The following is a 22,820-nucleotide window of genomic DNA, read 5'->3' as shown; positions in this document are numbered from 1 at the left end:
CTCAGATTGAATTATCATAAGGCTTGTAGTCATTCCGTACTTTATATATCGCTATGGATATTCTGTCGTTGGGTTGGGTTTCGGTACTAGTGTTGTTCACTTGGTCAATTGCAATGGTCGTTTGGGCACGTAACGGTTTCTAGAGGCATCGTGGAAAGTTCTTTTGTTACTGTTTTGTTTGTAGCTGCGGCAGGACTCTTAGTTGTAGTCAGCGGAGGTGTCCTTTATTTGACGGCGGCAGAGTGGCGCGATCGCCGTCGCCAAGATCGGGATAAAAAAAGGTAAGGACATGGGATTTCGGGTTGTTTGTTGTTTGTTATTAGTTGTTTGTATTTTTTACCAACAACCAACAACAAATAACCAAGTCGGCGGGAAGCTACCTCTCTTCTAGGTGTGGGAGGAACGCCACCCGCCGACTTATTTGTGAGTGCAAGGTAGGAGTTTTCAGCGTCGAGAAGAGCGATGTGCTTAATGGTATAAGGCTCTTTCGTCCCCGCCGCCAACCCCCATAATGTAAGCAGTAATCGAGTGCCAAAGGGTAATGCTATATGGTTAACCCCGTCCCCATCTTGCAAACCATCGCTACTGATACTTGGATCAAAGCTACTTGGGAAGAATTTTTGACGTTTGCTGATGACCCAACCCTTGTCAGTGGTAGATTCTACTATGAACAAGGCGAAATGAGGATTGAAATGGCAGCACTGGGAACAGCGCACAGTCGGGATAACTCGATTGTCTCCACAGCAATTGTTCTATTCGCCGCCCTCAAAAACATCAGAATTATTGAGTTTACGAACTGTAGTTTCAAAAAAACAGGTATCCGGGAGTGTCAACCCGACATTGCTTTCTATATCGGTTCTTCCTTGCAATTTCCACCCCGGAGTAATTCCCCTGTCGATCTCAATCAGTTAGTCCCACCAACTTTGGTGATCGAGATTGGTGCATCTTCTCTTAGTGATGATTTAGAACGGAAGCGAATTCTCTACCAAAACTTAGGTGTTCAGGAATATTGGGTAGTGGATGTCAATGCTCTTCAAATCACTGCCTTTACCATTACTCAAGGGAAAAGCTATGCAATTCAACAGTCCCACGTTTTACCAGGCTTAGCAATTTCAGTGGTGGAAACAGCAGTAACGCGATCGCAAACAGAGGATGATGGAGCAATTACTCGTTGGCTACTCTCCAGTTTTAGTCAATCATGAGTAACAATTATCGCCTCAAGCAGTTGTCACAGTTTCCGCACTTAAATCCAATTGCTTCCTGAGTGAAGCCAAAAGCTTTTAACAAAAATTGCCAACGACACTCGCGAGTATTCCGATATTGAGTCATCTGCTTGAGTACTTGCTGTTGGGTAGCACTCAACTGGGCAAGCGTTTGAGATTTTTCAGATGGATGCTTATAGTAATGAAATGGGTCTTGCCATTTTAGTTGACCAGCACTGTGCAGGAGAGCCAGAGCAACTGCACCCTCGCGATACTGTCTTGCTACTGTTGCGACTTCCCCTTGAGGTGGCAATTTCTTCACCAACTGCTGGGCATTTTGATAGTGCGATCGCAACTTCTTCTCAAAAAACTCTCGTTGCTGCTTATCATCTGGATACAACAACCCCGTTGGCTCACACATTAATGTCAAAGCCTCAGATGGCTTACCATCCCGTCCCCCTCTGCCAACTTCCTGAATGTACTCTGATAAAAGTTGTGGGGACTGAAAATGCAAAATCCAACGCACATTTGGCTTGTTGATACCCATGCCGAAGGCAGACGTACAGACAACAAACTGATTTTTCCCACTCAGCCAACTCGCTTCAATCTCTCGACGTTCCTCTGCACTTAAGCCTGCATGGTAAGCGGCGGTTGCGTAACCTACTTGTGCTAACCAAGCCGCTAATTCTTCACTATCTCGACGCGATCGCACGTAAACTAATCCTACTTGTTTGGGTCTTGCTTGGATAAACTGCAATAGCTGCTGGCGGCGTCCTCTAGGAGTCCAGACAGTTTGAACTTTAAGGTTGAGATTTTGTCGATAGGGGCTGAGTAAAAAGACTTCTGGCTGTTGCAGTTGCAAGACGTTTCGGATGATTTCTTGGGCGCGGGGATCGGCTGTGGCTGTGAAAGCGGCAATGCTGATTTTTGTCCCTTTTGGCTTATGCTTCAGTAAAGTTGGTCGTATTGTACCCAAACGTTGATAAGCGGGTCGAAAGGTATCACCCCACTGAACTAAGCAATGCGCTTCATCTAATATCAATCCATTAATTTTTAGCTGCGGCTGACACAATCTTTCCCACACTGGGGGACTTAATAAAGTTTCTGGCGAGAGATACAGTAATCGTAGTTGTTGCCGTTCCAAAGCTTGCAGCGTCTTCTTGCGTTCCCAGGCTGGCAATTCACTATGCAACAAAGCAGCAGGTAACTTTAGCTGACGCAGTTCCTGCACCTGATTTTCCATCAGTGCTACTAGAGGTGAAACTACTAACGTTAATCCCGTCTGTAATAGTGCAGGAAGTTGAAAACAAATCGACTTTCCACCACCCGTAGGCATCACAATCAGCGCATCTCGCTTTTCTAGTAGACACCGAACAATCTCGCCTTGAGGTGGTCGAAAATCATCGTATCCCCATATTTTTTGGAAGGCTGCACGAACGTCGTTCCAGGATGTTGTTTCAGACGTGTTATCTGTAGGGGCGAAGTATTTGGGTGATAACTGATAGAACTTGACTCTAGTATTGATATCCAAATGCTTTGCCCTCCGCTTAATTTTTCTGTATTCCCGAAATATTACAGAAAGAGCAATAATTATACTTCCGAAAATATACGGATTACGGCTTACCAAAGTTCATGCTAGCTTTGAGCAAAAAGTTTTTGTAGTTGAGGGTATCTGGGCAGCTAAAAAACTCTTAGACTGGGCAAAACAACATTATTGAGCAGCTTCATACATAAACTAAAAATGTGCATGGAGTAAAAAGCGATCGCCTACTTTACCACCAGTAGACTAGAAACTACGAGAACACTTCAGGACTTATCCATAACCCCTAGTGGTAGGGTGCATCACGACGCACCCTACTGTTGGGAATTTGCAATGAGCAAACTTTTTGTATGAGATGTTGATTTATATCAATGCACAGCAACAATTTTTCAATTAGCACGGACAAGTCTAAATTAGACTTAGCTATGATTCATGATTTCCTCAAAAACTCTTATTGGTCTAAGGATATACCTATCGCAGTTGTTGAGAAATCAATAGCCAATTCTTTCTGTTTTGGCGTTTATAAGGATAATAAGCAAGTTGGCTTTGCTAGAGTAATTACTGATTACGCAACATTTGCGTATTTAGCAGATGTTTTTATTTTAGAAAGCTATCGTGGACAAGGTTTAGGAAAATGGCTAGTTAAGTCAATTTTAGAACATGCAGAACTTCAAGGCTTGAGAAAGTGGTTGTTGGGAACAAGAAATGCTCATGAACTTTATCGCCAGTATGGATTCCAAAAATTAGCAATACCTGAAATCTATATGGAAATTTCTAATCCAAATATTTATAAACGTTGAGTTGGATAGATGTTTGTGTAAGACAGTATCATAGGCAGTCCCTACCAAGGCGATCGCGTTCTACCTCAACTCGCCCAATAAACCGAATATTTAGTCTCTTGAAGAATAGCTAACTTTCTTTACTTAAGTTGTTCGCGCAGTACTAGAGCAAATGCTTTAGCTTCATTTCTATCGTTAGGCCAACCATTAGATTGAGTTGTTTTTCCTTCGCCTGTAGTTATCAATACTGTGGGAATTCCCCCAATGCCAATATAAGCAATCCAAATTCCTAGCGCTAAAACTACAAGTCCAATTATTTTTAAAATTAAGCTTCCTGAGAAAAGAGTAGCAATTACAAGTGCTGTCAATATTCCTAGAGCGCCTAGAATCGCTACAACAAAAGATTTTTGCTTATAAAACCGAACAGCAACAATCTGATGCATCGGAATTTCTTCTACAGCTTTACTACCAAATAAACCTTTCTTGCTCAGGAATATAACCTCCTTGTTTGATATTGTTCCAAACTTGTTACTGAGAAGACTTTGATCTCCTAAGTCTTTAGCCATATAATCTCCCTATCGAGACAAACGAGAATGACGCTACCGATTCTAACCTCACATTCCGCAGGTTGGCTGTAAACGCAAAGAAGTTTTTCCCTGATAAGGCAACATATTTTTTCTACGTCCAACAAAAATCCCTGGATTATGAAGAAGCATCATATGCTGCCTAATTTCTCAAAGGAACCGCTTCTACAGGCTGAGTTTTATAACGAAAGGTTTCAAATTACTTCTGAGCAACTACAGCGATGTTCCAGGCAAAGCGCTTCATCAATGGAATCTTTTTCACAAGACTATCAAACTTCTCTAATTGGAGATATATGGGTGCTAATCTTTCCTGCTCAATAATAATTTTCTTCCAGTAGCGCTCCTTATTAGGGTCAGCCTTTTCAATTAGATAGAAACGCAAGAAAATCCAGAGAGTTGCTATCCAAAAAGTGTCGTAAACTGTCTCGGAAAATAGAGATTGAATGTAATTTACTATATTAATATCCAGTGGCATCTCATCCTCTGTTCGCACCTCAGTTGCCATACGCCGATAGACATTAATCACGGGATTATGTTTGAGCGGGTCCCAAAAACAGGCTTTTCCACCAGGTTTTAGAACTCGATGCATTTCCTTTAAAGCGATTTTGGGATCAGGAATATGGTGTAGTAAGTTTGAGGCATAGACTAAATCAAACGTGTTGTCAGGGAAATCCAACGCCATTGCATTAGCGGTACGTCCTTCAATCTCAACCCCATTAGCAGCAGCTAGCTGAAGCGCTACTTCTACCATTCCCGGTGAATAATCCGTCGCTACACACCTCGCTCCTTGTTTAGCAAAATAGACACTATTTTCCCCAGCACCACACCCCAAATCTAAAAGCAGTTTCCCTCGGATATCTCCCATTTGTCGTAAAATAAATCTATTCTCTGGAGCCGTGCAAGCTTCAAAATAATCGGCTACTTTTATCCCATCTACATCAATAGCAGCAGCCCAAGCATCATGAAATTGTCGCTCTCGATTAAGGGTTTCATCTAACATTTTTTCTGCCTACTTCGTTACCAATAATAGTGTAGAGTTTAATCTTCAATTGCAACTAAAATAGCTTATTTTTATAAGTTTAGGAAAAAGTTATTTGTCATTGCTTTTGATTGGATACCGTTACGGAATTAATTTCCATTTTACAAAAATTACTCAAATTATTTCTATCGTAGCTCAAGATATCTAACAAGAGATAGGTCGAATTTTTGCCACTAATTGATAACGCAAATCTACGCGAATCATTAGGAACATATTTTGCTTCTAAGCTGCTGAAAATTTCACCGTCTTTATTCAACGTAGATAATCGTAGAGATGAACTAACACAGGGTTCGCTCAAGGAAATAATTGCACCAGTTACTTTAGCGTTTTCTTGCAGTGAACCAAGGTAAAGAAAAGATGTTTCTTTTCCCTGTGTGCGATCGCGTTGCGATTTTCCTAGTTCCTTGGAATCCGATTTCAAAAGGCGATCACTCGGACGCGATACTAGTTTATAAGTGTTATTGAGATTTTTCTTGACCACAGAGTAGTTCGAGTATGGGTTCACAACCAGCCAGTCTACTTGTCCTCCTGGTCGTTCCCCAGTACGCTGCACAATAGTATTAAGTGTGCGAACAGCAGTGTCCAGAGAGGTTGGACGAATTCGCTGGTAAATATTCACCACAGTTCCCCGTTCTAAAGTGAACTGCACAGGCAAACGCTTGAAGTCCTGAGCAATTTCCTGATTTTGAGTAAATGCATCAAACACCACCGTAACGACATCCAGTTCTTTATCCGTTAGCCATTCCCCAACAACCGGAAATTTATTCGTGTCTTGCAGTACCCCTCCCCTTGGATAGCTAGGCAACGAATTGGGAACAACCACATACTGAGCCTTTAGTAAGCTTTCTAATGGATAGGTATCGCGAGAGTCTACCTTCGGTACAGATAGAAGGCGCAAAATCCTCCCCTCTTGCCCATAGAGTAAGATCTCAACGCCTCTTACCAAACTAGAATCAAGCTGAAGGCGTTGATTGCCCACCACGAAGATAGGCTCTTTTTTAGGAGCTAATTGGCGTAGGTACTTCACAAGTCGGACGACTTCATCGTAGTCTGTACGCACTAGCGGTGGCATGTTGAGGGCAAACAAGGGATGCAAGAAGTGGCTTAGATTGCCGACTGGGGCTAAGCTAATCACAAGATTGCTCACCAAATAGCAGCCGACTACGCCCAAAATGATCGTGCGAAGTTTGCCCTTGACGCTAATCCAGGTTGTCCAAATCAAAGCGAATAATCCGACGATGACTAAGGGCGTAATATGCACGGAATAAAAGACATTCGCATAACGCAGTACAACCAGCCATGCAATCAAGGAGAAGACACCCGACAGCGCCAGAAAGCTGATAGTTGGTAAAGCGACAGCACGGGTAAGAATACTTGCCGACAATCCGATCGCAACCAGTAGCCAGGTTCCCCACCCATAATAGGAAGCGTATAAGCTAGTAATCTCACCGAAAGGCAGGTTCCAAGACTTGTACAGCGTTCCGTAATCACTCATCCTTGCCCGGTAGGTAAACTGCCAAGCGACAGCCATCACTGTGCTGACTGCTATGGCACTGATTAAACCAATCCGCACGCCGTGTTCGATTAAATTCCGCCAAGCTAGTTGTGGTTTTTTTCGCACCTCAACTGAGAAATGAACCAAAGCTTGTACAGTAATGGCACCGAGGGAAGCAATACAACCATAGACAAAATGACGGCGCAGCAGAACCGAAGAGCCAAGCAACAATCCAACTAGAGGAATTTGCCACCATCGCCGGAGTTTGACATCCTGCAAGTAAACCAGCGAGGCAAGGGCAATCAGGAAAGCACCACCCGTGTCAGGGATACCCATAAACGTAGGTATCCAGCTAACTGGGATGAGTAAGGTGAGTAGGGCAGTTGCCCAAAAAACTGTTTGCTGATGAACCCGAATCAGCTTAGAACAAATCCCTCCCATTGCGATCGCAAATGGCAAGAGATAAACCAAGGCTAGCGCCAGTTCGTAAACCAGGCGCGAAGTCCCAAACGTCAAGAGGAATGGCACCAACGGTAGGGTGTAAATCCAATTTCGGTCTTGGACGAGAGACTTTTGGACTAACTGTAACCCCTCCCACGGGGATTCTCGAAAAGCGGTGGTTACCCTAATCGCTGAGGAATGCCAGTCGATCCACCAATGGAAGTTACGTTCACTGGATACATACAGTGCTGTGATCCCTACCGTAATCAGCGCCAGAAACCCTAGAAGACAAGCATTAACTAGGAATTTCTGGCGAACTTCTACCCACATTCGGGGAAGAGGCATAGTGTCTAGGCTTGTTCTCTGGAACCTTGAATTGCTACAGGGGCAACTGTGGTGATCTGTTCATCGGGTGGAACAGATGGATTCTTTTCACTCTGCAACGACGCATAGAGTCGGTTGAGGGCATTTACATAGGCTTGAGCGGAGGCGACGATAATGTCGGTATTCGCCGCATGGCCTGAATAGACGCGATCGCTATGCCGCAACCGGATGGTCACTTCCCCGATCGCATCAATGCCTGCCGTGACTGACTGGACGGAAAACTCAATCAGTTGGTTGGGCACGTTCACCACCCGATTCATGGCTTTGTAAACGGCATCAACGGGACCTGTCCCAATCGCTGCATCCGTAAGTTCTTCCCCAGTTGGTGTTCTCAGGGTTACGGTTGCCGTAGGACGAGCGCGATCGCCACAGGACACCTGAACCAATTCCAGACGGAATAGTTCCGGCGCTTGCTGAATTTCATCATTAACAATCGCTTCCAAATCCCAGTCAGACATTTCTTTTTTCTTATCTGCCAGGTCTTTAAACCGGAGAAATGCCTTATTCAAATCCGTTTCTGACAAATCAAATCCCAATTCTTTCAAGCGAGTGCGGAAGGCATTACGCCCAGAGTGTTTGCCCAAGACAATCTGATTGTCATTTAAGCCAATCGACTGGGCATCCATGATTTCATACGTGAGCTTGTTTTTAAGGATGCCATCTTGGTGAATTCCAGACTCATGTGCAAAGGCATTAGCGCCAACAATTGCCTTATTTGGCTGCACCAGCATCCCAGTGAGGTTGGACACCAAACGAGAGGTTTTGTAAATCTGGCGAGTATCAATATTGGTCAGGGGTTCTTCAGAATCTGCTGGACGCCCTAAGAAGGGATTGTAGTACTGCCGCCGAACGTGCAGTGCCATCACCAATTCTTCTAACGAGGCATTTCCTGCGCGTTCACCGATGCCGTTAATTGTGCATTCTAGCTGCCGTGCGCCATTCTTGACGGCTTCCAGGAAGTTAGCAACCCCGACACCCAGGTCGTTGTGTCCGTGGACTGAAATAACCGCTTGGTCAATATTCGGGACATTTTCTTTAATCCCCCGAATCAGTTCCCCAAACTCGCTCGGCATACTATAACCAACGGTATCGGGGATATTAATCGTTGTTGCCCCGGCTGCGATCGCACGTTCTAGCACTTGGTAGAGGTACTCTGGATCGGTACGTGTGGCATCCATCGTTGAAAATTCCACATCGTCCATGAAGGATTTGGCATAGGCGACCATTTCTTCTGCGATCGCCAACACCTCTGCCCTAGATTTCTTGAGCTGATACTCTAGGTGAATATCGGATGTTGAGATAAACGTATGAATCCGAGCGTGACGCGCTGGTTTTAGGGCTTCAGCCGCCGCTTCAATATCCGCTTTAATCGCTCTTGCCAAGCTACAGACGATAGGACCATCTTCTGTCCCCACTGTCTTGGCAATCTTCTGAACTGCCTCAAAATCTCCGGGACTAGCAAAAGCAAAGCCTGCCTCAATAACATCTACCCCCAGACGAGCCAGTTGTCGAGCAATAGCGAGCTTTTCATCTACATTTAGGGTTGCTCCGGGGCACTGTTCGCCATCTCGGAGTGTGGTGTCAAAAATAATGATGCGGTCTGGTTGTGGTTGCTGGTTCATAGCTCGATTTACTGACATTAGAGACTGGTCTTCCTAAAATCTATAAAAGATACTGGATATTTTTTGTTCAATTATAATTAATAATCAAGTTTCTCAATATGGTTTCGTACATCGTTTAGATCTATGTAACGATCGGTTGCGTTTCTGAGTTCTCTTGCAATCATTCCTTCTGTTGATACTACTGTTATATGCGTATTTTTTGACCGAAGTAATTCAATTGCACGTTCAAAGTCACCATCACCACTAAAAAGAATCACTTTATCGTACTGTTCTACCGTATTAAACATATCAACAACAATTTCTATATCTAAATTAGCTTTTTGAGAATAACGACCCGAATTATCATCGTAATATTCTTTAAGAATTTTTGTCCGGACTGTATAACCAAGACTAATTAACGCATCTCGAAAGCCCCGTTGATCTTGTGGATCTTTTAATCCGGTATACCAAAAAGCGTTCACCAGCATTGTATTTGGCTCACCTTTAAAGTAGTCTAAGACCCTCCTAGGGTCAAAAAACCAGCCATTTTTTTGTTGAGCATAGAACATATTGTTCCCGTCTACAAAAATAGAAAGACGGTTCATTTGGCATGGCATATAAACTAAGACCTAATAGTTCTAGAGAATAATTGAGCTTCTTATTTTAGCAATGTTTATGTAATGATTTTGTGATAGTTACTTTATATTAGTAATACATTTATCGTTCTTGTGCTTCCTCATTTTCTCAATTTTTTTCCTGAAATCACACTCAGCTAATAGAAATGCTACAGCATCCTTATGTATGTGAAGTGCCAGCTCTTGCGGGAAGAAGTCCAGCTCTCTCGCACGGCGAAGCGTTTGTCCAGGAATCAGGAGTGAGGCATTTGCACACTTCACTTAAGCCTATGTAAATTTGAGTAAAACCGCAGAAAGTCTCCTGCGGTTGTACTTTATCAACTCTACATTTAAATTTGTCGTTCTGCGTTAACTCTCTATAGAAGCCGATTAGTCAGAGGGCTTTATTGCAAATAAGAACACCAGTCACTCCAACTGCCAGCATAAAGCTTACCTGCGTGAATCCCTGCTAGTTCCAAGGAGAAGAGATTGACGCAAGCGGTGACACCAGAACCGCAGTAGACGATGACTTCTGTCTTCGACTCAATATCTGCCCATCGTTGTTGTTGCTCAAGGTTTGGGAGTACAAATCCTTGAGGGTTAGTGACTTCTTGCCAAGGATAATTGATTGCTCCAGGAATATGACCAGCGATTGGGTCAATTGGCTCTTGTTTACCAAGATAGCGATCGCGTTCCCGTGAATCAACTAAGGCAACTTCTGGTAAGTCTTTAAGCGCTTTCACGACCTCAATATTCACCACCCAGTTAGAGCGCAACTGCGGCACAAAGTGTCCTTGTTGAGGAGTTGGTAGAACATCGGTAACCGGATATCCTTGTGACTGCCATGCCGTCCAACCCCCATCCAGTAAAGCAACGTTGTTATGCCCTAAGTAGCGCAGGAGCCACCAAAGCCGTGCCGCAAAGGCAAAGCGGGAGTCATCATAGGCAACAACCAGCGTTTGTTGAAAATCAACACCAATCCCCACTAGCTTCTCGGCTAACTGGTTGGCATCAGGTAACGGATGACGCCCACCATGACGTCCTACAGGCGCTGAAAGGTCTTGATTTAAATCCAAATAGTGGGCACCAGGAATGTGGCTGAGTAAATATTGCTGATGCCCCAGTTTTGGATCGCTTAGCGCAAAACGACAATCCACAATCACAATTTGTGGGTCATCAAGGTGTTCACTAAGATACTGGGCAGAAACGACAAGAGGGGAGTTTGTCATTCGACATCACTAAGCTAGAGATTCTCAAAGTGGAGCAAGCCAAAGCAAGCTTCTAGCATCTTAGCTGGAACTTGTGTAAACCCTATATATCTGATTGTGCTTTACCTGCGTCGCCACGTCTCTCTCTTCTCTATCTGGAGTGTCTCTCCTGTTGCTTTAGTGCCTCTAAAATCTAAAAAACGGGTAGAATCATCCCTTCACGAGCGAGTAAGTCGTTAGGAAACACTGATTGAACTTGCTCTTCTACCCTGTCAAGAAAATCATCGTCATAGTCAGGGTTATAGCGAGACATAACAATTCGCTTAACCCCTGCCGCCTTGGCTGTTGCCATACCCGTTTGCCAAAGGTCGTCTTGCCAGTTTAAAGGTGAAGACTTAAGCGCATCATCAGCGGAAATGGTATAAGGAGCATCCAAAATTAGTAAATCGGCTTGCCGCGCCAAGTGCAGCAGATTTTGATCGATTTGGTCAGGATAATGGGAGCGATCAATTGCATAAACGGCTGAGTGTCCTTGCCAACTCACTCGATAACCCATTGCTCGATGTGAGTAGTTGAGTGAAATTGCCTCAACTGTTACATCATCCAGTAATATTTCATTGCCAGAAGTCAGGTTGTGGAATTTCAACTCTGACCGCATCAACTGAAGGGGAACGGGAAAATTGGGATGAAGCATTTGGCTGCTTAGACGCTGCTCCATCGACGCACCATTAGATGCTGCCGCGCCATAGATATGAAAACAGTTGCCTGGAATAAAAGCAGGCGTGAAAAAAGGAAATCCTTGAATGCTGTCCCAATGGCATTGGCTAAAGAAGATGTAGGCTTCTACTGGCATCTGGGAAAGCAAGTTATTCCCCAAAACTCGCAGCCCACTACCGCCATCAAAGATGAGGCGTTTCTTCCCGACACGCATTTCGACACAAGAGGTATTTCCTCCATAGCGCATCGTCTCTTTCCCTGGAGCGGAAATTTGACCTCGAACGCCCCAAAATTGGACAACAAAATCAGCAGTGAGGCCAGTTACCATGTCGGCTCTAGCATTAAATGTGCGTGGATTCGGTGCCGCTGGATCAAAATCTGGCATTTTTCAATCAAGTTTACCTTGATCAACAACGCTTTACACCGGAGGCTTTCCGCCCAATGATAATCAGAGAGGCTGGGCATCGGTGAGTCAGAACAATTGCTTTTTATCAAGAGGGGCAGCGGTTGAGTTTATAAAGAAACCACGTAGGGTAATCTAGTACAAAAACAAGCGGCGATTTCGCACTTCCCCTACGTCTTATTTTCTAGCACCCTTTATCTTGGTCAGGAAGTTTTTGTCAAGCCTGTCAATTCTAACGTTCTTGAGGCAGCTAGCTTGTGAGTTTTGTCACAAGAGCATCACCGAGAATGAAGAGGCTTCTAAGCTTAGCTAGACAAAGATGTTCACCTCTAAGAGGCGTCTACTTACCCAATTGTCGAGTAAGAGAGGGCATTGAAGGACTAAAAAAAGCTTAGTTAGTCTTCCGCCGTTGAATCTCGTCCTGGCTGACCCGCGTCGATGCACTTTTCTACCAACGGCATTACCTGATCGACATTTTTCCAGCCTAGAATTTCTGTGACTTTTTTTTCTAGATTTTTGTAGGTCTTGAAAAATTCAGAAATTTCATCCAAGCGATGAGGGGCAACATCTTCAAGAGATTTCACCTGTGCATAGCGCGGGTCTTTGTCAGGAACACAAAGAATTTTCTCATCGCGATCGCCTCCATCAATCATCTCTAACATACCAATGGGTCGAGCGGCAATGACACACCCTGGAAACGTTGGTTGATCCATCAATACCATACCGTCTAGTGGATCGCCATCATCGGCTAGCGTGTTGGGTACAAACCCGTAGTCGTAGGGGTACTGCACCGAAGAGAAAAGCACCCGATCAAGCGCAAAGGCTTGAAGGTCTTTATCAAACTCGTACTTGTTTTTGCTACCTGCCGGAATTTCGATGAGAACGTTAATCAGACCCGGTTTGGGTTGAGCAGGAATGCGTGATAAATCCATGACCTTATTTTTAAGCTACACAGTAAATTAAGGGTGCCTTTCAATTAAAGCTTAAGCACACAGGGGTTGAACACCCAAGCGAATGTTAACCAGCCCCCGTGTAGCATTTTAGGGGAAGACGGGCACTTCAAGGCTATGGGTCATAGACTTCTAGACAGCTCAAGGGATAAGCTCTCGAAGCTTTATCAATAGCAAGACAAAATTGTCACTCTAGGTTGAAGGACAAAGGGAAAAATTAAAGAATGCAAAAGGTTCCGTTCAGATGGGGATTCAGACTCCACCTAAACGGGAGTTACTGGAGTTCTTTCAGTGGGGGCTTGATACCCTTACTCCCTTCGGTCATAGACAAAGGACGAAGGCATTCCTTCTGCTTCCTGCCTTTTTTGTTGAAGGTAGATCACTGAGATTTAGAATCAAGGAATTTTGAAACACTCAACACTTAAACATTTGTCAGCGTTGCTAAGCTTAGAGTCTCAGCAGTCCTCTTGAGTTAGATAATTCGGCTCTTCAGTACTTAGTATGCTAAATCAGCCAAAAAGCCTTACTGGGCAAGGCTCATAGCCTAAAAAAATAATTACTTTATGAAAATCCTTGTCCAGTAAGGCTTAGAGATTTTCCATATTGGATTTTGGCATAACAGGTACTGAAGAGCCGATAATTCTTTGTCTTTAGTTACATCAGAATTTCCAGTTCACTTTTCTGACCTCGGAAGTGAGTAGGAAGTCTGTTGCAAGATATCAGCGCTGCTTCCTGAAGAGTAGTGGGCGATGACATACAGAGGTAAGGTCAGTGTTAGCAAAGCGATTAGCGTGCCCAAAATTTCTGCCCACCTATGGGGGTTAGGGTCAGAAGAGTTAGCGGACGGGCCACTTGATTCCATAAAAATGTTGAAATTGGAACTCGGTCAATTTAAAGACGATAACAGTGGGTTTTATTTAGAACCCTGTCCCTTATATTTTAACGGTTTATTTCGAGGAGACTGTCTTCCAGCAAACAATTTCAAGAAAGTCTTCCAATCGAATTAATCGGTGGCACAAAAACCTCCTCCCTACGAGGGAGGTTGATTTTATAGACAATCTAAATCAACTTCACGAATTTCCGCATAAAAAACCGCCTCTAGCAGTAGGGCGGTGTGATTAAGCAATCGGAGGGTATTATAAGCTTACGTGCCGATTTTGTATCACACTGTAACAGAGTTTACAGAATTAAACAGTCTTCATCTACTGTTGGGCATAAGTTTTCAGCGGTTCTTTGATAAACCGGATGTATAGATGCTTGAAGGTGGACTTGATGACGCGGGGCATCCCAAAATCAATCGGCATTAAAGCATCGGGTAGTTTCCAATCCAGCACTTGCAGTTCCCCTGGTCGCTGAAGTGGATACTGGATATCAGCGAAGCCAGAAGAAAGCCCTAATCGCTCTTGTGCGGTAATCGTGGGCACAAGAGTTGGGTCAACATTCAGAATTTCTACCATTGAACGGTCAAGGGCAAAGACATCGGAGGACGCACCTAAAACATTGAGCTGTCGGGGTTCACCACCACTAGGACCATTACCTTCGTGACCGATAATTCCATCGAGAATCGTCAAGTCTGGGTTAATTGCCCGTGCTGTCTCTACCAACATCTCCCCAAAGCGGTTTTCATCTTTCCCCGCCTCCATGTGCCACCATGCCTTCATTTTCCCTGGTACACAACCGAATAAGTTCTTGACACCCATCGTCAACGTCAACTGCATGTGAGATTTCATCTTTGGGAGGTTGATGACGACATCAGCGTCCATCGCTTCTTTGCACAAGCGGAGATGATTAAAGGTAAGACTCGCCGTTTCATAACGTTGACCATGGAATTCGACAACGGGTAAGTTGAGTTCTTCCATGATTGGCAAATAGCCATTTGCCTCGGCAACACCCTTAGCACTGCCAAATGCGGGACTATCTCCAAAAAAAGGCTTACCACCAGCTTCTTGTACTAACTGAGCCACACAGTACACGAGTTCAGGGCGTGTGATGCATTCTTTACCAAGACGACCGGATGTGAGGAGATTCGGCTTAAGTAGGACACGATCGCCTTTTTTCACAAATGCCCTCATCCCTCCCAATGGCTCTAGCAATGTTTCCACATAGGTTCGCAGTCGTTGGCGCTCATAGGAATCAGCACGAATCAAACTAACAGTAGGCATGGTTTTAGATTTTAAGTTTTGGTTGAGTTGAAAAGAGCAGCCAGTGGTAGCTGGATTTACTATGCGATCGCTAAGCTTTCGCTCCATGTGACAGCGCTGTCACCCGTAGAGTATCAGGGAAGACACCTGTCCCTTGGATTTCCGTTAGGGGAGGCTTCACTTCTATCTTCATAATCTGAGCCGTACAAATTAAAACCGTTTTATCAAATAGGTGCATGGTCAACCAAGGTTGATTAAGTAAATCTGACAGTTGTTGCTGGAAGGCTTCTGGAGTTAGAGGAATCTCAAACGATTCCGACTCACCATTTACATAGTGAAATGTCACTTCGGTGAAACTATCCTGAGTTTGCATCGGAAAACGTTCCTTGTCTTACAGTTAATGAGTGTGTCGCGGCGCAGAGTTAGGCGCTACGTGGATAGTATCTCTCATCAGACAGTCCGACAGGTACAAAAAAAATGAGATCAAGCCTTGGTTAAACGAATCTTGGTGTATTTCGCTCCAAGCGAATGCTGAGGCACGTCCGCTGTATAGACGGCATTTTAGCTGTTTCTAATCGTCCTTATGGCAAGCCTTGTAACGAGCAATCAATCCGGAACACAGTAGGACAGGAGTGGAGAGAGAAAATGTAGATTTCTCAGAAGAATACTGTGTGATGAGGAAAAAAATTCGTGCCTTTATACCTAAACTCCCGCTTGTTGTTGGTTGTTTGGTGCTGCCACTAATCGCAACAGCCTGGGGGAGTAACAACACAGTAAAAGCCCAAACTTCTACTACACCAAAAATCGCTTTTGTCTCTTTCCGCGACGACAACAGCGGTGACATTTACCTAATGAATCCTGACGGGTCTAATCTCACCAGGCTAACGAATGATTCGGTATCTGAGAGTGACCCAGCTTGGTCGCCTGACGGAAAACAGATTGCGTTCTCCTCTAATCGCGAAGGCAACCCGGACATTTATGTGATGGACGCTGACGGGTCTAATCTCACCCGATTAACCAACGATCCAGAGTACGATATTGACCCAGCCTGGTCACCTGATGGCAAGCGGATTGCCTTCACCTCTGGTCGTAACGATAGCGATCGCGATAATAACTCGGAAATCTACGAGATGAAAGCCGATGGTTCCAATCAAACCCGGCTAACCAACAATCCCGCCGACGATGGTGACCCAGTCTGGTCGCCTGATGGCAAGCAGATTGCCTTCATCTCTAGTCGAGACGGCAATTTTGAAATCTACGTGATGAACGCCAATGGTTCCAAGCTTAGGAATTTGACCAACAATCCAACATCTGATGCTGATCCAGCCTGGTCACCCGATGGCAAGCAGATTGCCTTTATGTCGCAGCGCACCGACAACAGAGATGTCTATTTGATGAACGCAGATGGTTCCAATCTCACCCAGTTGACCAACAATTCCGCCGACGATGATGCTCCAGCTTGGTCATCCGATGGGAATCGAATTGCTTTCGTATCTTTCCGCGACAAGAATCCTGAAGGCAGCAACTTTGAAAACTATAACCCTGAAATCTATGTAATGGATGCCGACGGCTCGAATCAAACTAGACTGACCAACCATCCGTCAACTGATTATTCCCCTGATTGGCAACCACTTACATCAAAAGCTAGGCGGTAGGGTCTAGCTAATCATGCTAGTCATCACTGGTGGGCAATGCCCACCTTTTTTATTCTCTAAAAACACCAAACTTATTCGTCGCCCAAAAGAGGTTCGATATCTATCGTATTAACGTTCTGGGGAGAGTTAAGGAACAAACTGAGTACCGCTTATTCTCCTGGCGATGTCGTGGTTCGCAACTGCCCTTTTTGCTCTTTGCCATCAGGTAGGAAAACTAGATTTCTCTAGCTTTTAGCTACTCAACGCTTATAGTGTCTCTTGAAATTAGCAAATAAATTTAACTTATCAGAGTATCAAAAATAGATTTTTTAGGTCAAGGAAATGAAGCTATACTGAAATTATTATTGACCCAGGTTTAAAATATGCGAACTTAAGTTAAAGCAGCCACTCTAAGTGCTGACTCACCTGACAACTGCTCGCAGACAACAGGATACAGCCACAAAGCCTGGGCAATTGATGATAATTAAGCCAACTTGCCCTTGCTGCTCAGACACCTTACTTTGTCATATCCGTTTGGGAGTCCGTTATTGGCGCTGTTGCTCCTATCATCCAGAAATGCCAGCCTAGAAACCTTTCCTGAAACGAACCTAGGTAATTCTCATAGGTAGAAAACGGATAACCGATGAAATCGGAAAGACAAAGATAGCAACTTATCCAATGATTTAGACCCAGCTTAAGAGAATTAGCCAGCTTATAGTTACGGAACACTGTAGTGACTGAAGCAATTAGCTGGGTTCACATAGCCTGACTCAAACCAATCTAACAGTACCTAATTGAAAAAATGATCAAACCGATTAAGACAAATTGTAAGTTACAACCCGTTATTTTGATTGACCAGCAAGGTAAACGTTCCAGTGGATATTATATCTACGAACATATTGACTTAGATTTGTTCAGTAACCAGCCATCACGCTGGACAGTCTTTGACAAAAACCGAGAAAAGTACGATTACTATGGGTGCCTTGAACCTGTAAAAAAGTAAGAGATTAAAATCTGCAATTGGGGTAGAGCAGGCGAGTGTTTGTTGTCTCCAAATGCTATCCTTTCACATCATTTTATTACTCTGAACTACAAGCCTAAGTGACCTATTGGAAAACTGAAGCTTGTTATCACAAAACAGAGAGCTTTTTTATTAATAAATTTGGATGGGGGCGGTGGGACTTGAACCCACACGACCGTTTAAGGTCAACGGATTTTCATTCTTCCGTAGCTTTCGCTACTGCCATTACTGGCTTTAAGAATTGGACTCTCTCTTTACCCTCGGCTTTACGTTAGGGTAGCTCCCGTTGAGTCTCTGCACCTTCCAGGAATTTTTTTCCGGCTTGGCTCAGGATTGCCATATCTGTTACCAGACTTAGGTTTCCCTGAATTTGAGAGCATTCATTTGACAGATTTCGCCGTCAACGCTCAATTTTTTAAGTCCGTAGCGTCTACCATTCCGCCACGCCCCCGATTGAGTTGCAGTTAGTTTCTGTGTTTCCATGAAACTTCTGCATTTATCTATTTCACCATTAACTAGGTCTTATATGCAACTAGCATACCAGTGAACTGGCACACGGTAAGATAGAAAAGTTGAGCAAATGCCAGGAAAAACGGATTTTGCCGTCAACCTAAGGCAATTCAGCCGCTCATCAAAAACGCGATCGCTGCCCTGTTGTTTGCCCGGATAAAAAATTATGCTTGTTGCACTGCTTTATCTAGCTATCAGTGGAGTCTACCTCGTAGTCGTTCCTGCTGCTCTTTATTTGTACCTACAAAAACGTTGGTACGTTGTTAGCTCATTTGAACGAGGCTTTATGTACTTCCTGGTGTTCTTCTTCTTCCCAGGCTTATTGCTCCTCAGCCCCTTCTTGAACTTTCGCCCCAAACGCCGTCAAGTACAAGGTTAAATGCGACGAATCGATGCGATCGGGATTGCCTTCGGTGTCTTTGCCGCTGGCGGCATTATGTATGTAGTCTTACAGGTAGCTGGGCTGGATACCCTCAAGGCAGGTATCTGGAGTCAACTGTTGTTAGTTGGTGGTTTAGTTGGTTGGCTCCTCACTTACTTATTCCGCGTTGGAAGCAATAATATGACCTACAATCAGCAACTCAAGGACTATGAGGAAGCCGTCTTACAAAAGCGCCTTGAGGAAATGACACCTGAAGAACTTGCCCAGCTACAAGTAGAAATTGAGCAGGAAAACTGTTCTGAGGCAGATAATCAGCAATAATGATCTAAGCTGCCAAGCATTTAACTTGCATCTCTAAAGTAATCTGTTATTTGTTGAGGGTTGGCTGTTAAGTAACAACAGTGAACCCTTAGTGAAAAGTGTTTAAATCTAAAATCTAAAATCGAATGACCTCGGTTTCCGCTCGATTCAAGTCCCTACGCGATCGCTCCCAGTGTGCCCTAATTCCCTTCATCACGGCTGGTGATCCAGATCTAGAGACAACAGCCCAAGCCTTGCGGGTTCTTGACCAATCCGGCGCTGACCTGATCGAACTAGGAGTTCCCTACTCCGATCCTCTAGCTGATGGACCAATCATTCAGGCAGCCGCTACTAGAGCCTTACAACGAGGTGTGCGCTTGGATGACGTTCTAGAGATGGTTAAGAACGTTGCCCCAGAGGTGAAAGCGCCGATTATTCTATTTGTCTACTACAATCCAATTCTCAACCGAGGGATTGAATCGTTTTTAAAGGAGATTGCGGCTGTGGGTGTTCAGGGGTTGGTTGTACCCGACTTACCCTTGGAAGAAGCTGAATCTCTGCTCAAGCCTGCGGCGGAGATTGGGATTGAGGTAATTTTGCTGGTTGCGCCTACAAGTCCACAAGCGCGCATCGAAGCGATCACACAGCAATCTCAAGGGTTCATTTACCTAGTTAGCGTGACAGGCGTTACAGGGATGAGAACCCAACTGGAATCACGAGTACAAGATATCCTTGTGCAGATGCGTACCGTAACCGATAAACCGATCGGTGTTGGCTTTGGCATCTCCCAACCTGAACAAGCCGAACAGGTGAAAAATTGGGGCGCTGATGCGGTGATTGTTGGTAGTGCCTTTGTAAAACGCCTAGCGGATGCTGAACCCGCAGAAGGACTTCAAGCGATTGGCGAGTTTTGCCAAAAGCTCAAGTCAGCAATTAGTTGTTAGTTGTTCGTTGTTAGGCGGAATGCTAGCGAACTGGATAGGAATTTTGGAGAAGATGCGATCGCACCTCCTATCCTCTCTCTGTTTAAGTGCGGTATAGACGCTTTGTCTAGTTATGTGATATCGAACATTCACAAATTCTTCACACTTTCTTAGTACTCTTCAAATCAATGGAAGTAGACGCCCTTTCGTTTTCCTACCTCGAAAGGGCATTTTTTATTGTTTCGAGAAATCTGCCCTTAGGGTTAACATCTGGAGGGAGTTATGCTCTATCGCACTCAGCAACTAGACCAGCTTGACACCAATAAGCCACCAGCAAAAACTCTCCCCCTGCTTCCTCTACCTCCCCTTTCAGAACTGGTAGCAAACTTTCGCCGTAAAGGTCTAGTTCCTCGGTTACTGCTGCTGAGTGGATTGGTGCTAGTTTTACTTCTGGGTCAACTTGCCTTCACACAAGAGCCAGCAACGGCTGTTCTGAGGCAACACCAAGATGAACCCGGAGTCATGCGATATCACTCTCAACAATCTTTGCTAGATGCCTCTGGAAATGCTTGGCAGGTAGTATTGTTCAAACAAATAACACCAGGTCAGCCAATACGCTTCAATTTACGCCTAGTCGGCTTCCCTGGCATTGCTGAATTGACTCACCCGCAACCTTTGGAAATTAGTACAGCATCGGGTCAGGTATTGACAGCCGCTGATGTCTTTGGCGAAGAATCTCCTGCACCCAATGTCGGTCAGTACAATTTCACAGAAGTTCTGAGTAAACTGCAAAAGGGTTTCTTAACGCTCTCGGTTCCACTCAAAAGTCAGGAAACCCTTTGTTTAAAAATTCCCGAATCCCTTGTTACTGAATGGCAATGGCTGGAAACTGAACTTTAGAAGTTGGAGGACTTACTGGGACACAGATGATTCGGGAGAAGGCGGGTAAAGAGGAGATGGGTCGATTGTACCAATGCGCTCAACAGACCAGTAGCGTGCGATCGCACGACCAATAATATAGTCACGAGGAACATATCCCCAGTAGCGACCATCGTAGCTGCGATCGCGATTATCCCCCATTACCAGATATGAGTCGGCTGGTATAGTGACAGGTCCCCACTCATACGTCAGTTCTTCGGCAAGGTACTTTTCTCGCAGCATTTGGTCATTGACATACACTCGTCCCCCTTTAATCTCTACCTTTTCTCCCGGTAAACCAATCACCCGCTTGATAAAGGTATCCCGGTGATTTTCCTGCTTTAGCGTTTCCGTGGGAGAAAATACAACAATGTCTCCTCGTTCTGGATTTGACCAGCGATAACTCAACTTGTCGATTAGTAAGCGATCGTTAACTTCCAGCGTAGGTAACATTGAGCCTGAGGCAACAAAACGAGATTCAGCAACAAGGGTGCGAAACCCGAAGGCGAAAATTAGACTTAAGCCTACTGTTTTAAATCCCTCTACCCAAAGATTGTTGCGGTTTGGCTGTGGATGATTGTTAGAATCTTGGTTGTGCTGAGGATGCATAAACCTTTACCAGGGTAACAGTGAGCTGTTGAAGATACGGGTGTTGAACCTTGCTACAAAAAAGTAGCACCTATTCTGTTGTGTCACTCTTGTGACGTAGAAAGCTGGAATTATGCTCCTGTAAGCTCACTGAGTTTAAGATTTCATCAAGTCCTAACATTTTGGGGTGATGGTTGACAATACCAGCCTCAACGAAGCAATCTTCGAGTTTGAGCATAGCTGGCTAACGTTCCAGGAATTTGACTGGGTGTATAGCATCAGCACGAAACTGGGGAAACTAGCGTTGTAATTGTCTTCTTTAACGCCTAAAGCGTTGTTGTAAGGGTTTAAGGTTTCTACTTACAATTTTCCAAACTTTCACAACTACAGCTTGAGCTGCTGCTTTTATCGATGTATCATTTTCCAGGCATATCAATTAAGCCCCTAATCTCCAGTCTGCTAGCTTCTACAAAAATACCGCTGATCTGCCTAGAGAGTGTTCATCAATAGTAAGCAATCTTTAGACCTCGCTAAGGTAGACAATTGAGAAAATGTGGTTTTGAATGAATGAGCAGAGTTCGAGTGGGAAAAATAACTACCTACCCAAACCAAGGAGATGGCGTATCAACCTAAGTTGCGTGAAGTCATAATGAGTGTCAGAGTGCATCAGTTACAACTAGTTTTAATTCAGTCGCAGTTGAGAGGCGAGAGCAATGAGTGATGGTATGGCGTTCCTGACAGGGGCTGCCTTCGCTGGAGTAGCGGTTCTCTTTATGATTAAGGGGGGTGACAATATTGTCGCTAATGGTTTAACACCTGCTCGTCAACTGCCAATTGCACAAGCTAACCCTTCTAATCCTTACGATCCTTATATGGCGACACCGCCGATGGCAACACCGACTTCGCCGAGTTCAAGCTTATATGATGTTGAACGGCAGCGGTTGGATGCTGAGCGGTTAAGAGCGATGCTTGAGCAACAACGCACTGAAACTGAGCAGCTAAAGGCACAGTTGCAGAATCAGCAGATGCTCATTGAGAAGCTAACCACGCAGACCGATCCCACTGCCCGACCGGCATGGAGCCGACCGACATCAACCCCTACTCCTGTTCAGCCTCAGCAGCAAGAAGAAAATTCGATGGTTTCAGGCATCGTCTGGGCACTGGGAGGCATGGCAATCACAATTAGTGGTGGCATTGTTGTTGTTGGAGCATTAGCGGTACTTGCACGACAACAGCGTCCGGCTCGAACAACGTATGTAGTGCAGCAGCCTTATAACGCTCTCCCCCATACGTTGCAACCCAGACGCCGCTCTGAGGTTATGCCTGCTCAGATTGACGATAGGCGGGTTGACTATGTGGAATACGACAGGTAGAGAGTTGCTCTAATCGCGATCGCATTCAAGAGCTACTAGTGAGCAGTGACCAGTTGGACGCTGCTTTTCCCAT

23 protein-coding genes are annotated in these 22,820 nt (G+C 44.7%); 11 read left to right on the top strand and 12 right to left on the bottom strand.

Annotated features, from left to right (window positions below; genetic code table 11):
• The first annotated feature begins 53 nt into the window (after positions 1 to 53).
• From petN to H6F98_RS30865, 3 genes are all read left to right on the top strand, one after another.
• Positions 54 to 143: a cytochrome b6-f complex subunit PetN gene (gene petN / locus H6F98_RS30870; protein WP_192222560.1), complete on the top strand. Its 90-nt coding sequence runs from the start codon at positions 54 to 56 to the stop codon at positions 141 to 143.
• Between the two features lie 7 nt (positions 144 to 150).
• A complete protein-coding gene (locus H6F98_RS34300) occupies positions 151 to 285 on the top strand; it encodes a hypothetical protein (protein WP_277927636.1) in 135 nt (44 codons plus the stop codon).
• Positions 286 to 548: 263 nt separating this feature from the next.
• Positions 549 to 1,202, top strand: a complete 654-nt coding sequence (locus H6F98_RS30865; protein WP_192222559.1) for a Uma2 family endonuclease — start codon at positions 549 to 551, stop codon at positions 1,200 to 1,202.
• A gap of 7 nt (positions 1,203 to 1,209) precedes the next feature.
• Here the strand turns inward: H6F98_RS30865 and H6F98_RS30860 are convergent, their stop codons facing one another.
• Entirely contained in the window at positions 1,210 to 2,619 is a 1,410-nt protein-coding gene (locus tag H6F98_RS30860) for an ATP-dependent DNA helicase RecQ (RefSeq protein ID WP_313929976.1), read from the bottom strand.
• A 494-nt stretch (positions 2,620 to 3,113) separates the two neighbouring features.
• Between H6F98_RS30860 and H6F98_RS30855 the strand changes: the two genes are divergently transcribed.
• Positions 3,114 to 3,542 carry a GNAT family N-acetyltransferase gene (locus H6F98_RS30855; protein WP_192222558.1) on the top strand — a complete coding sequence of 143 codons (429 nt, stop codon included), beginning with the start codon at positions 3,114 to 3,116 and terminating at the stop codon, positions 3,540 to 3,542.
• Between the two features lie 119 nt (positions 3,543 to 3,661).
• Here the strand turns inward: H6F98_RS30855 and H6F98_RS30850 are convergent, their stop codons facing one another.
• From H6F98_RS30850 to H6F98_RS30805, 10 genes are all read right to left on the bottom strand, one after another.
• The gene (locus H6F98_RS30850; protein WP_192222557.1) at positions 3,662 to 4,087 is read right to left on the bottom strand and encodes a hypothetical protein; all 426 of its coding nucleotides are present in this window, start codon (positions 4,085 to 4,087) and stop codon (positions 3,662 to 3,664) included.
• Positions 4,088 to 4,304: 217 nt separating this feature from the next.
• Positions 4,305 to 5,105 carry a class I SAM-dependent methyltransferase gene (locus tag H6F98_RS30845; RefSeq protein WP_192222556.1) on the bottom strand — a complete coding sequence of 267 codons (801 nt, stop codon included), beginning with the start codon at positions 5,103 to 5,105 and terminating at the stop codon, positions 4,305 to 4,307.
• A 97-nt stretch (positions 5,106 to 5,202) separates the two neighbouring features.
• Positions 5,203 to 7,425, bottom strand: a complete 2,223-nt coding sequence (locus H6F98_RS30840; protein WP_192222555.1) for a hypothetical protein — start codon at positions 7,423 to 7,425, stop codon at positions 5,203 to 5,205.
• 5 nt (positions 7,426 to 7,430) lie between these two features.
• Positions 7,431 to 9,086 carry a 2-isopropylmalate synthase gene (locus H6F98_RS30835; RefSeq protein WP_199349121.1) on the bottom strand — a complete coding sequence of 552 codons (1,656 nt, stop codon included), beginning with the start codon at positions 9,084 to 9,086 and terminating at the stop codon, positions 7,431 to 7,433.
• A gap of 77 nt (positions 9,087 to 9,163) precedes the next feature.
• Entirely contained in the window at positions 9,164 to 9,682 is a 519-nt protein-coding gene (locus H6F98_RS30830) for an NYN domain-containing protein (RefSeq protein ID WP_192222554.1), read from the bottom strand.
• A gap of 401 nt (positions 9,683 to 10,083) precedes the next feature.
• Positions 10,084 to 10,908, bottom strand: coding sequence for a sulfurtransferase (locus H6F98_RS30825; protein WP_192222553.1), 825 nt, complete (start codon positions 10,906 to 10,908; stop codon positions 10,084 to 10,086).
• 172 nt (positions 10,909 to 11,080) lie between these two features.
• Complete coding sequence (locus H6F98_RS30820; RefSeq protein ID WP_192222552.1) at positions 11,081 to 11,989, bottom strand: MBL fold metallo-hydrolase; 909 nt, start codon at positions 11,987 to 11,989, stop codon at positions 11,081 to 11,083.
• Positions 11,990 to 12,402: 413 nt separating this feature from the next.
• Complete coding sequence (locus H6F98_RS30815) at positions 12,403 to 12,939, bottom strand: inorganic diphosphatase (protein WP_192222551.1); 537 nt, start codon at positions 12,937 to 12,939, stop codon at positions 12,403 to 12,405.
• A 1,220-nt stretch (positions 12,940 to 14,159) separates the two neighbouring features.
• The gene (locus tag H6F98_RS30810; protein ID WP_192222550.1) at positions 14,160 to 15,119 is read right to left on the bottom strand and encodes a DUF362 domain-containing protein; all 960 of its coding nucleotides are present in this window, start codon (positions 15,117 to 15,119) and stop codon (positions 14,160 to 14,162) included.
• Positions 15,120 to 15,189: 70 nt separating this feature from the next.
• Complete coding sequence (locus H6F98_RS30805) at positions 15,190 to 15,471, bottom strand: hypothetical protein (protein WP_192222549.1); 282 nt, start codon at positions 15,469 to 15,471, stop codon at positions 15,190 to 15,192.
• Positions 15,472 to 15,772: 301 nt separating this feature from the next.
• On the opposite strand from H6F98_RS30805, the gene H6F98_RS30800 reads away from it, so the two are divergent.
• The 6 genes from H6F98_RS30800 to H6F98_RS30775 all read left to right on the top strand — a co-directional run bounded on the left by H6F98_RS30800 (position 15,773) and on the right by H6F98_RS30775 (position 20,768).
• Positions 15,773 to 16,753 (top strand): DPP IV N-terminal domain-containing protein, encoded by a 981-nt coding sequence (locus tag H6F98_RS30800; protein WP_192222548.1) that lies wholly within the window; start codon positions 15,773 to 15,775, stop codon positions 16,751 to 16,753.
• A 781-nt stretch (positions 16,754 to 17,534) separates the two neighbouring features.
• Positions 17,535 to 17,735 carry a hypothetical protein gene (locus H6F98_RS30795; protein WP_192222547.1) on the top strand — a complete coding sequence of 67 codons (201 nt, stop codon included), beginning with the start codon at positions 17,535 to 17,537 and terminating at the stop codon, positions 17,733 to 17,735.
• Positions 17,736 to 18,429: 694 nt separating this feature from the next.
• Positions 18,430 to 18,642 (top strand): NAD(P)H-quinone oxidoreductase subunit L, encoded by a 213-nt coding sequence (gene ndhL / locus H6F98_RS30790; RefSeq protein WP_192222546.1) that lies wholly within the window; start codon positions 18,430 to 18,432, stop codon positions 18,640 to 18,642.
• A complete protein-coding gene (locus tag H6F98_RS30785) occupies positions 18,643 to 18,966 on the top strand; it encodes a DUF3007 family protein (RefSeq protein ID WP_192222545.1) in 324 nt (107 codons plus the stop codon).
• Between the two features lie 125 nt (positions 18,967 to 19,091).
• The gene (gene trpA, locus H6F98_RS30780; RefSeq protein ID WP_192222544.1) at positions 19,092 to 19,889 is read left to right on the top strand and encodes a tryptophan synthase subunit alpha; all 798 of its coding nucleotides are present in this window, start codon (positions 19,092 to 19,094) and stop codon (positions 19,887 to 19,889) included.
• A gap of 261 nt (positions 19,890 to 20,150) precedes the next feature.
• A complete protein-coding gene (locus H6F98_RS30775) occupies positions 20,151 to 20,768 on the top strand; it encodes a DUF3122 domain-containing protein (RefSeq protein WP_192222543.1) in 618 nt (205 codons plus the stop codon).
• A 12-nt stretch (positions 20,769 to 20,780) separates the two neighbouring features.
• On the opposite strand, the gene lepB is transcribed toward H6F98_RS30775, so the two are convergent.
• Positions 20,781 to 21,395: a signal peptidase I gene (lepB, locus tag H6F98_RS30770; protein WP_192222542.1), complete on the bottom strand. Its 615-nt coding sequence runs from the start codon at positions 21,393 to 21,395 to the stop codon at positions 20,781 to 20,783.
• A gap of 692 nt (positions 21,396 to 22,087) precedes the next feature.
• On the opposite strand from lepB, the gene H6F98_RS30765 reads away from it, so the two are divergent.
• Positions 22,088 to 22,747: a hypothetical protein gene (locus tag H6F98_RS30765; protein WP_192222541.1), complete on the top strand. Its 660-nt coding sequence runs from the start codon at positions 22,088 to 22,090 to the stop codon at positions 22,745 to 22,747.
• Positions 22,748 to 22,820 lie beyond the last annotated feature (73 nt).

The sequence above is a fragment of the Microcoleus sp. FACHB-SPT15 genome (assembly GCF_014849525.1).
In the GTDB taxonomy this organism is placed as follows: domain Bacteria; phylum Cyanobacteriota; class Cyanobacteriia; order Cyanobacteriales; family Coleofasciculaceae; genus Symplocastrum; species Symplocastrum torsivum.
Note: the sequence above shows the minus strand (reverse complement) of the source record. Positions and strands in the feature narration are given on the sequence as shown.

What these genes read in the sequence shown, in the direction of transcription:
- H6F98_RS30765 (WP_192222541.1), top strand. Translation starts at nt 22,088, where the DNA reads ATGAGTGATGGTATGGCGTTCCTGACAGGGGCTGCCTTCGCTGGAGTA.
- H6F98_RS30810 (WP_192222550.1), bottom strand. Translation starts at nt 15,119, where the DNA reads ATGCCTACTGTTAGTTTGATTCGTGCTGATTCCTATGAGCGCCAACGA.
- H6F98_RS30845 (WP_192222556.1), bottom strand. Translation starts at nt 5,105, where the DNA reads ATGTTAGATGAAACCCTTAATCGAGAGCGACAATTTCATGATGCTTGG.
- petN (WP_192222560.1), top strand. Translation starts at nt 54, where the DNA reads ATGGATATTCTGTCGTTGGGTTGGGTTTCGGTACTAGTGTTGTTCACT.
- H6F98_RS30815 (WP_192222551.1), bottom strand. Translation starts at nt 12,939, where the DNA reads ATGGATTTATCACGCATTCCTGCTCAACCCAAACCGGGTCTGATTAAC.
- trpA (WP_192222544.1), top strand. Translation starts at nt 19,092, where the DNA reads ATGACCTCGGTTTCCGCTCGATTCAAGTCCCTACGCGATCGCTCCCAG.
- H6F98_RS30800 (WP_192222548.1), top strand. Translation starts at nt 15,773, where the DNA reads ATGAGGAAAAAAATTCGTGCCTTTATACCTAAACTCCCGCTTGTTGTT.
- H6F98_RS30785 (WP_192222545.1), top strand. Translation starts at nt 18,643, where the DNA reads ATGCGACGAATCGATGCGATCGGGATTGCCTTCGGTGTCTTTGCCGCT.
- lepB (WP_192222542.1), bottom strand. Translation starts at nt 21,395, where the DNA reads ATGCATCCTCAGCACAACCAAGATTCTAACAATCATCCACAGCCAAAC.
- H6F98_RS30775 (WP_192222543.1), top strand. Translation starts at nt 20,151, where the DNA reads ATGCTCTATCGCACTCAGCAACTAGACCAGCTTGACACCAATAAGCCA.
- H6F98_RS30855 (WP_192222558.1), top strand. Translation starts at nt 3,114, where the DNA reads ATGCACAGCAACAATTTTTCAATTAGCACGGACAAGTCTAAATTAGAC.
- H6F98_RS30825 (WP_192222553.1), bottom strand. Translation starts at nt 10,908, where the DNA reads ATGACAAACTCCCCTCTTGTCGTTTCTGCCCAGTATCTTAGTGAACAC.
- H6F98_RS30865 (WP_192222559.1), top strand. Translation starts at nt 549, where the DNA reads ATGGTTAACCCCGTCCCCATCTTGCAAACCATCGCTACTGATACTTGG.
- H6F98_RS30820 (WP_192222552.1), bottom strand. Translation starts at nt 11,989, where the DNA reads ATGCCAGATTTTGATCCAGCGGCACCGAATCCACGCACATTTAATGCT.
- H6F98_RS30805 (WP_192222549.1), bottom strand. Translation starts at nt 15,471, where the DNA reads ATGCAAACTCAGGATAGTTTCACCGAAGTGACATTTCACTATGTAAAT.
- H6F98_RS30840 (WP_192222555.1), bottom strand. Translation starts at nt 7,425, where the DNA reads ATGCCTCTTCCCCGAATGTGGGTAGAAGTTCGCCAGAAATTCCTAGTT.
- H6F98_RS30850 (WP_192222557.1), bottom strand. Translation starts at nt 4,087, where the DNA reads ATGGCTAAAGACTTAGGAGATCAAAGTCTTCTCAGTAACAAGTTTGGA.
- H6F98_RS30835 (WP_199349121.1), bottom strand. Translation starts at nt 9,086, where the DNA reads ATGAACCAGCAACCACAACCAGACCGCATCATTATTTTTGACACCACA.
- ndhL (WP_192222546.1), top strand. Translation starts at nt 18,430, where the DNA reads ATGCTTGTTGCACTGCTTTATCTAGCTATCAGTGGAGTCTACCTCGTA.
- H6F98_RS30795 (WP_192222547.1), top strand. Translation starts at nt 17,535, where the DNA reads ATGATCAAACCGATTAAGACAAATTGTAAGTTACAACCCGTTATTTTG.
- H6F98_RS30830 (WP_192222554.1), bottom strand. Translation starts at nt 9,682, where the DNA reads ATGCCATGCCAAATGAACCGTCTTTCTATTTTTGTAGACGGGAACAAT.